Origin of the sequence: Streptomyces sp. NPDC101118 (assembly GCF_044759445.1) — a bacterium.
Classification (GTDB): Bacteria; Actinomycetota; Actinomycetes; order Streptomycetales; family Streptomycetaceae; genus Streptomyces.
Map to the genome: position 1 here is coordinate 90,735 of NZ_JBIVZG010000016.1, position 12,378 is coordinate 103,112.

The 12,378-nt window shown below is 74.5% G+C and carries 11 protein-coding genes; 5 read left to right on the top strand and 6 right to left on the bottom strand.

Annotated elements, in window-relative coordinates; genetic code table 11:
• The first annotated feature begins 380 nt into the window (after nucleotides 1–380).
• Both ACIQUQ_RS24350 and ACIQUQ_RS24355 read left to right on the top strand, forming a co-directional pair.
• Nucleotides 381–1,022 carry an IclR family transcriptional regulator gene (locus ACIQUQ_RS24350; RefSeq protein ID WP_399944790.1) on the top strand — a complete coding sequence of 214 codons (642 nt, stop codon included), beginning with the start codon at nucleotides 381–383 and terminating at the stop codon, nucleotides 1,020–1,022.
• Nucleotides 1,023–1,137: 115 nt separating this feature from the next.
• On the top strand, nucleotides 1,138–1,935 hold the full coding sequence (locus ACIQUQ_RS24355) for a S16 family serine protease (RefSeq protein ID WP_403979401.1): 798 nt from the start codon (nucleotides 1,138–1,140) through the stop codon (nucleotides 1,933–1,935).
• On the opposite strand, the gene ACIQUQ_RS24360 is transcribed toward ACIQUQ_RS24355, so the two are convergent.
• The 4 genes from ACIQUQ_RS24360 to ACIQUQ_RS24375 form a co-directional block, all read right to left on the bottom strand.
• Nucleotides 1,865–3,208: an MFS transporter gene (locus ACIQUQ_RS24360; protein ID WP_403979404.1), complete on the bottom strand. Its 1,344-nt coding sequence runs from the start codon at nucleotides 3,206–3,208 to the stop codon at nucleotides 1,865–1,867. The genes ACIQUQ_RS24355 and ACIQUQ_RS24360 overlap by 71 nt on opposite strands.
• Complete coding sequence (locus ACIQUQ_RS24365) at nucleotides 3,205–3,396, bottom strand: hypothetical protein (protein WP_403979406.1); 192 nt, start codon at nucleotides 3,394–3,396, stop codon at nucleotides 3,205–3,207. Before ACIQUQ_RS24365 ends, ACIQUQ_RS24360 begins: the two co-directional genes overlap by 4 nt.
• Before the next feature lie 231 nt (nucleotides 3,397–3,627).
• Nucleotides 3,628–4,269, bottom strand: a complete 642-nt coding sequence (locus tag ACIQUQ_RS24370; protein ID WP_403979409.1) for a helix-turn-helix domain-containing protein — start codon at nucleotides 4,267–4,269, stop codon at nucleotides 3,628–3,630.
• A gap of 95 nt (nucleotides 4,270–4,364) precedes the next feature.
• Nucleotides 4,365–4,841, bottom strand: coding sequence for an Lrp/AsnC family transcriptional regulator (locus ACIQUQ_RS24375; RefSeq protein ID WP_403979412.1), 477 nt, complete (start codon nucleotides 4,839–4,841; stop codon nucleotides 4,365–4,367).
• Nucleotides 4,842–4,963: 122 nt separating this feature from the next.
• Here ACIQUQ_RS24375 and hppD point away from each other — a divergent pair, with 122 nt between their 5' ends.
• Nucleotides 4,964–6,109: a 4-hydroxyphenylpyruvate dioxygenase gene (hppD, locus tag ACIQUQ_RS24380; RefSeq protein WP_403979415.1), complete on the top strand. Its 1,146-nt coding sequence runs from the start codon at nucleotides 4,964–4,966 to the stop codon at nucleotides 6,107–6,109.
• Nucleotides 6,110–6,736: 627 nt separating this feature from the next.
• On the opposite strand, the gene ACIQUQ_RS24385 is transcribed toward hppD, so the two are convergent.
• A complete protein-coding gene (locus tag ACIQUQ_RS24385; protein WP_403979417.1) occupies nucleotides 6,737–8,431 on the bottom strand; it encodes a tetratricopeptide repeat protein in 1,695 nt (564 codons plus the stop codon).
• 97 nt (nucleotides 8,432–8,528) lie between these two features.
• Here ACIQUQ_RS24385 and ACIQUQ_RS24390 point away from each other — a divergent pair, with 97 nt between their 5' ends.
• The gene (locus tag ACIQUQ_RS24390) at nucleotides 8,529–9,908 is read left to right on the top strand and encodes an FAD-binding oxidoreductase (RefSeq protein ID WP_403979420.1); all 1,380 of its coding nucleotides are present in this window, start codon (nucleotides 8,529–8,531) and stop codon (nucleotides 9,906–9,908) included.
• A gap of 76 nt (nucleotides 9,909–9,984) precedes the next feature.
• On the opposite strand, the gene ACIQUQ_RS24395 is transcribed toward ACIQUQ_RS24390, so the two are convergent.
• Nucleotides 9,985–10,461, bottom strand: coding sequence for an SsgA family sporulation/cell division regulator (locus ACIQUQ_RS24395; RefSeq protein ID WP_403979422.1), 477 nt, complete (start codon nucleotides 10,459–10,461; stop codon nucleotides 9,985–9,987).
• A 283-nt stretch (nucleotides 10,462–10,744) separates the two neighbouring features.
• Here ACIQUQ_RS24395 and ACIQUQ_RS24400 point away from each other — a divergent pair, with 283 nt between their 5' ends.
• Nucleotides 10,745–12,310, top strand: a complete 1,566-nt coding sequence (locus ACIQUQ_RS24400) for an RDD family protein (RefSeq protein WP_403979425.1) — start codon at nucleotides 10,745–10,747, stop codon at nucleotides 12,308–12,310.
• The last annotated feature ends 68 nt before the right edge of the window (nucleotides 12,311–12,378 follow it).

Genomic DNA, 12,378 nt, shown 5'->3' on the forward strand with positions numbered 1-12,378 from the left:
TTTCGTACGAAACGTGGACGAGGGCCCGTGCGGAGGAACGCACGGGCCCTCGCCGTTGACCGTGAAGTGCGGTCGACCATACCGATGGTAATGAAACGGTAAATCCCTTTCGGGTCGTATAAGGTCCCCGGTGTCAAAGGCCTTGGTCCCGAAACGGCGCAAATTGCTTGCTACCGCCCGGATTCTGGACGAGGGCTTCCGCTCAGCGGACCCGCTCGCTACATTTCCCCGCATTGAAACGCCCCGTGGCAGCGCCGCCGCGGAGCGCAGCCGGTGCTCATGGCCTTTATCCGGCGGCCTCTCCGTGCGTCGCCGATGGGACCGGCAGCGCTACCGCCCCGTGAGAGATCACCGCCGCTCACCACAGAGGGAGAGGCGTCGTGACCGCGGAAACCTCCCAGACTCTCGACAGAGGACTTCGAGTCCTCAAACTCCTTGCCGACACCGACCACGGTCTGACCGTCACCGAGCTCTCCAACCGGCTCGGCGTCAACCGCACCGTGGTCTACCGCCTCCTCGCCACGCTCGAACAGCACGCGCTGGTACGCCGTGACCTGGGCGGCCGCGCCCGCGTCGGGCTCGGCGTGCTGAGGCTGGGCCGTCAGGTCCACCCGCTCGTCCGCGAGGCCGCTCTGCCCGCGCTCCGCTCGCTCGCCGAGGACATAGGCGCCACCGCGCACCTGACCCTCGTGGACGGCACGGAGGCCCTCGCGGTCGCCGTGGTGGAGCCGACCTGGACCGACTACCACGTCGCCTACCGGGCCGGCTTCCGGCACCCGCTGGACCGCGGGGCCGCCGGACGCGCCATCCTGGCCGCCCGCCAGAACGCCCCCGACGACCCGGGGTACACGCTCACCCACGGCGAGCTCGAAGCCGGCGCCAGCGGCGCCGCAGCGCCCCTGGTCGGCATCACGGGCCTGGAGGGCAGCGTCGGCGTCGTCATGCTCGCCGACGCCGTGCCCGAGCGCGTGGGCCCGCGGGTCGTCGACGCGGCCCGCGAGGTCGCCGACGCCCTGCGCTGACGGCCCGCCCGCGTACGCACTCCCCCCACGCGCGTACGTGCACGACCGCCCCACCGGCTCCGGGCGCACAGCCGCCCGGAGCCGTCCCGAGCACCCGGCCCGCTAGATTGGCCGGGTGCTCTCACGCCTCACTCGTCTGCCCCGCCCCACCGCCCTCGGCATCTGTGCGGTCCCCGTGCTCGCGCTGCTCGCCGTGGCGGCCTTCGCCCCGCTGCCCTTCGCACTCGCGCGTCCGGGGCTGACGGCGGACGTCCTGGGCTCCCAGAACGGCAAGCCGGTCATCACCGTCACCGGCGCCCCGACCCGCAAGACCGAGGGCCAGCTCAGGATGACCACCATCCTCGCCACCGGCCCCTCCGTCGACGTGGGCCTCGGCGAGCTGGTCGGCAGCTGGTTCCGCACGGACCGGGCGGTACTGCCCAAGGAGGCGGTCTACCCCACGGGCGGAAACGACGAGGAGATCGAGCAGCACAACCTGGAGCAAATGCAGAAGTCCCAGGACGCCGCGACCGCAGCCGCCCTCGGCTACCTGAAGAAGGACCCGAAGACCGTCAAGGTCGACCTCTCCCTCGCCGACGTGGGCGGCCCCAGCGCCGGCCTGCTGTTCTCCCTCGGCATCGTCGACAAGATCGACGGCGACGGCAGCGGCGGCGACCTCACCGGCGGCCGCGTGGTCGCGGGTACCGGCACCATCACCGACACCGGCGAAGTGGGCGCGGTCGGCGGCGTGGCCCTGAAGACCCAGGCCGCCAAGCGCGACGGCGCGACCGTCTTCCTCGTACCGAAGGCGGAGTGCTCCGACGCCAAGGCCGAGCTGCCCGAAGGGCTGCGGCTGGTTCCGGTCACGACCCTGTCGGGTGCGGTGTCCGCCCTGAAGGCGCTGGAGAAGGGCGGCTCGGTCCCGAGCTGCTGACCGGCTCCGCGGCCACCACGGCGTACTCCGGGCCCATCGTCCGCCAGGACGGGAACACCAGCGGCGAGAGCGTCGCCAGCAGGTACGCGGCCCCGAACGCCAGCAGCGCGCCGGTCACCCCGGCCCCCTCGACCAGCAGTCCGGCCGCCAGACCGCCCAGCGGCATGGCCAGCTCGCACCCCGCCGTGGACACCCCCGCGACCCGGCTGCGCAGCTCCTCCGGGACCCGCTCGAAGACCATCGTGGTCAGGATCGGGTTGAGCATCCCGGCCCCCAGGCCCGCCAGCGCCATCGTCACCGCCAGCGGCGTCACCGTGTCGGTCGCCGCCGCCACCGCCCACCGGGTCGGCCCGCTCACCAGGAAGGCCGCGGCGAACACCGCCCGGCGCGGGAAGCGCTCGCCGACCGCCCCGTACAGCAGCGCGCCCAGCAGCGCGGCCCCGCCGAACAGGGCCACCAGCAGTCCCAGCTGCGCCGCCCCGCCCAGCTCCTGGCGCGCGTGCACCGGCAGCAGCACCGCGCTCCACGCCTGGTCCAGGCCGTTGGTGACCATGACCATCACGGTCACGCCGAGCAGCAGCCGGCTGCGGACGAGAAAGGCCCAGCCCTCGCGCAGCTCGGCACGGTACGACGCGAGGGAGACGGCCCCCGCAACGCGCCGCGGCTCGGCCGCCGGCACCCCGCGCACCCCGAAGGCGACCAGCGCGGCGGACACCAGGAACGTGCCCGCGTCCAGCAGCAGCACGGACTCCGCGCCCAGTACGGCGATCAGTACGCCGGCCAGCGCGGCGCCCAGCATCCGGGCGCCGCGCGAGACCCCGTCGTACAGGCTCGCGGCCCGGGTGACGGTGGTCCCGGCGTGCAGGGCGAGGTTCGGCAGCAGCACGCCGCGGGCGGTGAGCCCGGGGGTGTGCACCAGCCCGCCGACGGCCATCAGCGCGCACAGCGTCCAGAACTCCAGCAGCCCCGCGTGGTGGAGCAGCGGGATCGCCCCCACCGACGCTCCGCAGACCAGGTCGGACAGCACCGACACGCGGCGCCGGCCGATCCGGTCGATCACCGGGCCGCCGGCCAGGGCGGCCACCACGATGGGCAGGGTGGCGCAGAAGGCCACCACCCCGGCCCGCGCGGCGCTGCCGGTGGTCTGGAGCACGAACCACGGCACCCCGATCAGGGTGAGTGAACTGCCCGCTATGGAAACGGTGTTGGCGGCCAGCAGGGCCGTGAGCGGCCCCCTGCGGGAGGGGGCGTGCGGGTGCGCGGTACCGCTCATGCCGCGGGCGCGGCGTGCATGAGGCGGGTGCCGGCCCCGACCAGCGCCTCGCCGAGACGGTTCCGCAGGCCGTGGGCCCGGCCGGCCCGGCCCGCCTCGTGCGCCAGCTGCCAGTCGCGGGCCGCGGCGCGGAGCTCGGCGGCACGGGCGCAGTGCGCCTGGGTGTGGGTGTCGCTGAAGGTGTGCATGGCAGGACTCCTTCTGTGGGGTGTGGGTGCGCGGGCCGGGGCCCGGGCAGGGGAGGGCACGCCGCAGCCCGGGTGGGGGCGCGGGAGCCCGTACGCCGCGGTGGACGCGCGGCGGTGGGACACGGCGGGTCGAGCGCCGTGGGGGAGGGTCGCCGCCGTGCGGGCACGGCGGCGCCGCGGGCGGCGGGTCAAGTGCCGCCCGGTGTCAGGGTGTCGGGAAGGAGGAGCGGGCTAGTCGGCGGTGCCCTGGTCCTGGGTGCGGGGCAGGGCGTGCACGTGGAAGCGGACCATCCGGGCGTCCTCGGCCGGCTCGGTCCGGTCGTAACTGTTGATCACGTCGTGGAGCTTCCGGACCAGCTCGGCGGTCTCGGCGGCGGTCAGCCGCAGCGTGAAGTCGCTGAGGTCCGACGCCAGTTGCCATTCCTGCGGCCAGTCGTGCGAGTTCGCGATCCAGGTGCTCGCCTCCTGGGCGTGGATCGTCGCGACCTCGTGCCGGAACAGGTCCACCGCGCCCCGGACCTCGGGGTTGGGGTCGATGGCCACCGATTCCGGCAGCCGGGTGCCGTAGTGGGCGGACTTCCACCACCGCTCGCGGCCCTTGCCGTGCTCGGGTGCGTCCTCGACGAACCCGTACGCCGCGAGCTGGCGGAGGTGGTAGCTGGTGGCTCCGCTCGACTCGCCCAGCTGCTCGGCGAGTTGGGAGGCGGTGGCGGGGCCGTTGGACCGCAGCGCCTTCAGCAGGCGCATGCGCAGCGGGTGCGCGAGCCCCCGGAGGGTCCGGGCGTCCAGCTCGTGGACGGTCCGGTCGGGCCGGTCGGACGGGGCCTGTGCGGCCTCGGCGTCGGGCGCGGGGCCTTCGGGATTCTCGGGCATGGCACCACCTTAGAGTTGCAAAGAAGTCTGTGCAAGGGTTTCTTTGCAACTACTCCTTTGCATCTCTCGGAGACACCCCCGGCCGGTCCCTCCCGCTACTCCTCGGGGTCCTCCGCGGCCTGCTCGACGAGCGGGATGATGCGCAGTGGCACGGGGTTCTCCATCACGATCGCCGTGGACGCGCGCACGATCCCCTCGAAGCCCACGACCCGGTCGATCACCCGCTGGAGGTCGGCGTTGGAGCGCGCCACCAGCCGGCACAGCATGTCGCCGTGCCCCGTGGTCGTGTGGAGTTCCAGCACCTCGGGAACGGTGGCCAGGTGGGCCCGTACGTCCGCCCCCTGGCCCTGCTTGATCTCCAGCGTCGCGAAGGCGGTCACCGGGTAGCCGAGCGCCGCCGGGTCCACCTGCGGCCCGAAGCCGCGGATCACCCCGTTGGCCTGCAGGCGGTCGAGGCGGGCCTGCACGGTGCCGCGCGCGACCCCCAGGCGGCGCGAGGCCTCCAGTACGCCTATGCGCGGTTCGCGGGCGAGCAGCACGATGAGCCTGCCGTCGAGGCGGTCGATCCCCATGAGCCCTCCTGGGCTGGTCATCCTGTACAGAGCGCCCGCCGATCCTGCCACCACGCTGGTCATATTGCACAGCGAAACAAGAAACTATTGCGCAGCTTGTGGAACAGCGGGAATCTGCGCTCATGACTGAGACCCTGGATCACACCCCCGACACCGAGCGCGAGGCCGACCCCTTCCCGGTGAAGGGAATGGACGCGGTGGTGTTCGCCGTCGGCAACGCCAAGCAGGCCGCGCACTACTACTCCACGGCCTTCGGCATGAAGCTCGTGGCGTACTCCGGCCCGGAGAACGGCAGCCGCGAGACCGCGAGCTACGTCCTCACCAACGGCTCCGCCCGCTTCGTCCTGACCTCGGTCATCAAGCCGACGACCGACCACGGCCGCTTCATCGCGGAGCACGTCACCGAGCACGGTGACGGCGTCATCGACCTCGCCATCGAGGTGCCGGACGTCCGCGCCGCGTACAAGTACGCCGTCGAGCAGGGCGCGCGCGGCCTGGACGAGCCGTACGAGATCGCCGACGAGCACGGCACCGTCGTGCTGGCCGCGATCGCCACGTACGGCCAGACCCGCCACACGCTGGTCGAGCGCGCGAACTACACCGGCCCCTACCTGCCGGGCTACACCGCCGTCGACCCGCTGGTCGCGCCGCCGGCCAAGCGGACCTTCCAGGCGATCGACCACTGCGTCGGCAACGTCGAGCTGGGCCGCATGGACGAGTGGGTCGGCTTCTACAACAAGGTCATGGGCTTCACGAACATGAAGGAGTTCGTGGGCGACGACATCGCGACCGAGTACTCGGCGCTGATGTCCAAGGTGGTCGCGGACGGCACCAAGAAGGTGAAGTTCCCGATCAACGAGCCGGCGATCGCGAAGAAGAAGTCGCAGATCGACGAGTACCTGGAGTTCTACAACGGCCCGGGCGTCCAGCACATCGCCCTCGCCTCGAACGACATCGTCAACACCGTGCGCAGCATGCGCGCGGCCGGCGTCCAGTTCCTGAGCGTGCCGGACACGTACTACGACACGCTCGGCGAGTGGGTCGGCGACACCCGTGTGCCGATCGACGAGCTGCGCGAGCTGAAGATCCTCGCGGACCGGGACGAGGACGGCTACCTGCTGCAGATCTTCACCAAGCCGGTGCAGGACCGCCCGACCGTCTTCTTCGAGATCATCGAGCGGCACGGCTCGATGGGCTTCGGCAAGGGCAACTTCAAGGCCCTGTTCGAGGCGATCGAGCGGGAGCAGGAGAAGCGCGGCAACCTGTAGCCGTGCGGCGCTGTTCAGGTACCGGTCTGCCGTGCGGCGCTGTTCAGGTACCGGTCTGCCGTGCGGCGCGTGTCGGATACCGGCCCGCCGTAGCCAGTGGTGGGCCGGTACCCCCGCGCCCACCACGGGGGCTCCGCCCCCGCACCCCCGCGCCTCAATCGCCGGCGAGGCTTGATTTCCCCCCCGGCGCCTGATCCGTGGCCCCGGAGCGCAGTGCCCAGACCGCGGAGGCCGGAGCCCGGAGCCCAGTGCCCAGACCCCGGAGGCCGGAGCCCGGAGCCCAGTGCCCAGACCCCGGAGCCCGGAGCCCGGAGCCCAGTGCCCAGACCCCGGAGCCCGGAGCCCGGAGCTCGGAGCCCGGAGCCCGGAGCCCGGGGTGCCGAGGCGCGCGGCGCCGCCGTGATACCCAGCCTCGCCGGCGTTTGAGGCGCGGGGTCTGGGGCGGAGCCCCAGTTCGGGAAGGGGCGGGGTGGGGGAGAGCTTCGCCTCGGCCCGGCAGCGCCGGGCCGGCCGACCGGAGCCGCGGACCCGGGCGCTGGTGGGGGGCGCCCGGGACCCGCGGCTCCGGCTTCCGGCACCAGCACCGGCACCGGCAACCGCCAACGGGCAGGCGGCTCCCCGCCACCGCTACGGCTTCGGTGCAGCCCCCGCCCGCTTCGGCACGGTGCCGGCCGCCTCGCGCTCCGGCACCGCGGGAGCCCGCTTCGGCTCGGCGGGAGCCGGCTCCGGCTGGGCGGGAGCCCGCTTCGGCTCGGCGGCAGCCCGCGGGGCCCGCTTCGGCTCCGCAGGGGCCGCACGCTTCGGCCGAGCCGGATCCGGATCCGTACCCGTATCCGCACCCGCACCCGCACCCGCGTCCCCACCCGCAGCCGCCCCCACAGGCTTCGGCTTCGGCATCTCCGGCGGCACCCATGGAGTGACCGGCCGCACGTGCTCCGGCCCACCCGCCGCCGGCTGGCCGATGGCCTCCAGGGCCGACTTCGCCAGCGGCGCCCGTACCGGCGAGAACACCGGATTCGTCCGCAGCGCCTCCTGCAGGTGCCGCCGCGCCGCGGCCTCGTCGCCCAGCGCCCGCTCGATCTCCGCCCGGTGGTACGCGAACTCCGCGCTCCGCAGCCCGGGATCCGTGGCCTTCGTCGCGTACTCCAGCGCCGCCGCGTCGTCGCCCGTCCGGTGCAGCGCCCACCCCAGCGCGTCCGCCACCTGCACGCTCTTCGCCCGGCCCCACTCCGCCCGCAGCACCCGCACCGCCGCCGCCGGGTCGCCGTGGTCCGCCTCGAACAGGCCCAGCGTCACCGTCTCGTTCACCCCGTGCGCGGCCTCCCGCGCCACCAGCCCCCGCAGCACCGCGTACGGCTCCGCCGCCTCCTCCCGCTGCCCGGACGACTCCAGCAGCTCGCCCAGCTCCAGCGCGAAGCCCGCCTCGGGCACCTTCTCCAGCGCCTTCCGGTAGTCCGCGACCGCCTCGCCCGTACGCCCCAGCGCCGCCAGCACCCGCGCCCGGCCGCCCAGCGCCCGGGCCTGCGCCGGATCCGTGCGCAGCGCGGCCTCGTACCGCGACAGCGCCTCCGCCGTCTCGCCGCGCTCCCAGAACAGCTCGCCCGTCCGGTACAGCACGTACGCCTTCTCGGCGGGCGTCTTCGCCGCGCCCGAGGCCTGCTCCATCGCGGCCATCGCGTCCTCGCGCCAGCCGCGGTCCCGGTACACCTGGGCCGCCCGCAGGTACGCCGCCAGCCCCGGCCGCAGCGAGACCAGCTTCTCCATCGCCTTCTCGGCGGCCTTGTAGTCCCCGATCCCCGAGTACGCGTCCACCAGCACCGGGTACGCCGTCCACCGCCCGGGCGACTGCGCCCGGACCAGCTCGCCCCACCGCTTCCCCGTGGCGAAGTCCCGCCGGGCGTTGGCCAGGGCCCCCATCCCGACCATCGCCTCCAGGTTCCCCTTCCCCGCGGGCCGCAGCTCCAGGGACCGCTTCAGCGCCTGCTCCGCCCGCGGGAAGTCGCCCGAGTCCGCGGTGCGCCGCGCCTGCTCCAGGTACGCCGTGCCGAGCACCGCCCACGAGCCGTCGTCCCGCGGGTGGGCGCGCAGCCACCCCTCACGGTCGGTGATGAGCGTGCCCAGGTCAGCCGCGGCCGCCGGGGCGCCCATTCCCACGGCCGCCATGGCCCGCAGCTCGGCCCGGGGCGGGCGGTGGTCCACGGCGTCCGGCCGGGCGGGCCGGATCACGAGGGCACCGGCGATCAGCACCACCGCCGTGGCGGCGGTCAGCGCGGTCCTGCGCCGGCTGAAGGTCACGGGCGGTCGCTGGGATTCCTCTTCCATGCGCTCACTGTGCGTCAATATGAAGAGCTTTCCGGGGCTGTCCGAACCGGTTCGCCGCCGGGTTCACACCGATGGCCGCGGGTGCCAGGCTGAGGCCATGGACGATCTCCGCGCCGCTCTCACCGGCAGGCTCCTCGAAGGCCTCCCCGCCGAGGCCGTGCTCACCGACCCGGACGTCACCGCCTCCTACGCCACCGACATGGCCAGCTTCTGCGCCGCCGGCAGCCCCGCGGTGGTCGTCCTGCCGCGCACCGTCGAACAGGTCCAGCACGTGATGCGCACCGCCACCGCGCTGCGCGTCCCGGTCGTCCCGCAGGGCGCCCGCACCGGGCTCTCCGGCGCGGCCAACGCCTCCGACGGCTGCATCGTGCTCTCCCTGCTGAAGATGGACCGGATCCTGGAGATCAGCGCGGTCGACCGGATCGCCGTGGTCGAACCCGGCGTCGTCAACGCCGCGCTCTCCCGCGCGGTCGCCGGCCACGGACTGGCCTACCCGCCCGACCCCTCCAGCTGGGAGCAGTGCACCATCGGAGGCAACATCGGCACCGCCTCCGGCGGTCTGTGCTGCGTGAAGTACGGGGTCACCGCCGAGTACGTGCTCGGGCTCGACGTGGTGCTGGCCGACGGACGGCTGCTGCGCACGGGCCGCCGTACCGCCAAGGGAGTCGCGGGGTACGACCTCACCCGGCTCTTCGTCGGCTCCGAGGGCAGCCTCGGCGTCGTCGTACGGGCCGTGCTCGCCCTGAAGCCGGCCCCGCCCCGGCAGCTCGTGCTGGCCGCCGAGTTCCCGTCCGCGGCCGCCGCCTGCGCGGCGGTCTGCGCGGTGATGGAGCGCGGGCACACCCCCTCCCTGCTGGAGCTGATGGACCGTACGACCGTCCGGGCCGTCAACCGGCTCGGGAAGATGGGGCTCCCGGAGACCACCGAGGCGCTGCTGCTCGCCGCCTTCGACACCCCCGACCCGGCCGCCGACCTGGCCGCCGTGGGGGAGCTCTGCCTCGCGGCCGGGGCCACCCGGGTCGTCCCCGCCGAGGACGAGGCGGAGTCCGCCCTGCTGCTCCAGGCCCGCCGGCTCGCACTGACCGCGCTGGAGACCCTGCGCCCGGCCACGATGATCGACGACGTGTGCGTGCCCCGGTCCAAGCTGGCCGAGATGCTGGCCGGCACCACGGAGATCGGCCGGAAGTACGGGCTGACCATCGGCGTCTGCGCGCACGCCGGGGACGGCAACACCCACCCCGTGGTCTGCTTCGACCCGGCGGACGAGGACGAGGCGCGCCGGGCCCGCGAGTCCTTCGACGAGATCATGGCGCTGGGGCTCGCCCTGGGCGGGACCATCACCGGCGAACACGGCGTCGGGGTGCTGAAGAAGGAGTGGCTGGCGCGCGAACTGGGGCCGGTGGGCGTCGAGATGCAGCGCGCGGTGAAGCGGGCCTTCGACCCGCTGGGCCTGCTGAACCCCGGCAAGCTCTTCTGACCGGCCCTGCCGGTCCTGCCGACGCGGGCGGCCGGGCCGTTGCGCCCGCCTCGGCCGTCCCGGCCCTGCCGGCCGGTCACTCGCCCTCGGCGGACTCGTCCGACGGCCACGGGTCGCGCAGCCACAGGTCGTCCGCCGGGGTGGGCGCGAGCAGTTCGGCCAGCGCGTCGTCCAGGCCGAGCCGCTCGGACTCCGTACCCGGCGGGACCGCGCGCAGGGTGCGCTCCAGCCAGGCCGAGACGGACGTGGCCGGCGCCTCCAGGAGGGCGTCGCCGTCGGGGGAGCTGAGGGCCACGCAGATCACGTTGTGCGCGTCGACCTTGGTGGGCCAGATGCGCACGTCGCCGTGGCCGCAGGGCCGGAACACGCCCTCGACCAGCAGCTCGCGGGCGAAGGTCCAGTTGACCGGGGCGCTGGAGCCGACGTGGAAGGTGATGTGGACGGCGTACGGGTCGTCCGCGCGGTAGGTCAGGCGGGCCGGGACCGGAATGCTGCGCTCGGGGGACAGGACCAGCTTCAGTTCGAGCTCTCGCTCCACGACGGTGTAGTGCATGGGACTTCCTCTCTGGGTGTGCGGCGGGCGGTGGCACGTGGCCCGCTACCCCGAGAGAGCACGGTGACGGCCGGGTATGACGCGACTTCCGTGAACCAGCGCGAGGTTGGCTGAAATCGGTCGGTTGACCGGAACCCGTCGCCGCGGCCCGAGGTCGCCCGATGGCGGCCTTTCTCCCGTTCCCGGTCCTGGAGGGCGGTGCTTCTTGGCTAAGGTCTCCTCCAGGCACAAGCGGAACGGCACGCGGCACGAGCGGCACTGGCGGACGATCGGAGTTGGGGACATGACGGCCTCCCCTGGTGACGGAGAGACGGCGCCCCGAGAGGGCTACTACCCGGACCCGTCCATCCCGGGCTTCGTCCGGTACTGGAACGGCTCCTCCTGGGTCCCGGGTACGAGCCGCCCGGCCGCATCCGCCGGCGCGCCCGGTGCCTCCGCGCGCCCCGCGCCGGCGCCCGCGCCCCCCACGACGCCCCGCACGCCCCAGACCGAGGACGTCCCCGCGGTTCCGGCGGCGGAGGAGACCGGGCCGGTCTTCTTCGACGAACTCCCGGAAGCGGAGGCATCCGAGGGCGGTGCCGAGGACGGCGCCGGGGCTGCCGCCCCCGCGGCCCGTACCGAGGACGCCGTGCCCGAGGACCGCCGTCCCGGGGACCCGCGGGCCCGTGACCCCCGCACCGGACCCGAGCCGGACGACGCCCGCCCCGAGTGGAAGGCCGACGCGGCCCAGCAGTCGGGCTTCGGCGGCGACCGCGACCGCAAGGTCACCTGGGGCGAGCCCGCGGCTGCCGCGGCCCCGACCGTCGCCGGCCCGGACGCGGAGCCCGCGGAGCGGACCCCCGCGGCCGCCGCGCCGGGCCCCAGCCCGTCCGTACCCGCCCAGGCCTCGCCCGCCGCCCCGGCCCCGGCGGTGGCCCTGGCCAAGTCCGGTCGTGCCACGTCCGACGGGCCGGCCGCCCCCGCGTCCCTCTCCAAGGCCGGACCCGGCACGACCACCCCGGACCGCCCCGTCTGGCCGGAGGCCGGCAGCGCCGCGGCCGCCCCGGTGGCCGGCGCGGGCTCCCTGGCCTCCCCGGCCTCCCCGGCTCCCGCGAAGTCCGCCGTGCCGAGCACCTCCACCGCGGCGGCCACCGCCCCGGCCGCCGCCCCCGCGGCCCCGACCGCGGCCGACGCCCCCGCCGTGACCCCTTCCCCGGCCGCCTCGGCCTCCCCGGCCGCCTCGCCGGGTGCCGCGGCCGACGGCCCCGCGCTGCCGGCCGGCTGGCCCGCTGCCGGCGGGGTCCCCGCCCAGGCCGGTGCCCCCGGCCAGGACGCGGCGGGCTGGCGGCCCCCCACCGACGAGCTGTTCCGGCGCATGGCGGAGGAGTCGAGCCGGCCCGCCGGACTCGGCCGCAGACTCGGCGCCCGGATCGTCGACTCGCTCGTCACCGGCGCGGTCACCGCCGCAGCGGCCCTGCCGTTCGTGACCCCCGTGACCGAGCACGTCGAGGACAAGATCGACGCCGCCCGGCTCAGCGGAGAGACCGTCACCGTCTGGCTGCTGGACGGCACCACCGGCGGCTACCTCGCCGCCGTCCTCGGCGTCTACCTCGTCTTCGGGGTCCTCTACGAGGCGGTCCCCGTCGCCCGCTGGGGCCGGACCCTGGGCAAGAAGCTGTTCGGCGTGCGCGTTTGCGGACTGGAATCCCGGCAGCCGCCGTCCTTCGGCGCGGCACTCGGCCGCTGGCTGGTGTACGGGGGCCTCGGGATCCTCGGCATCGGCCTGTTCAACGCCCTGTGGTGCCTGGTGGACCGGCCCTGGCGGCAGTGCTGGCACGACAAGGCGGCGGGCACCTTCGTGGCCCGCTGAGGCACCCGGCGACGCCTCCTGCGGCGGCCGTTCCCCCGAACGGCCGCCGTCCCGTTGCGGGGCCGGAC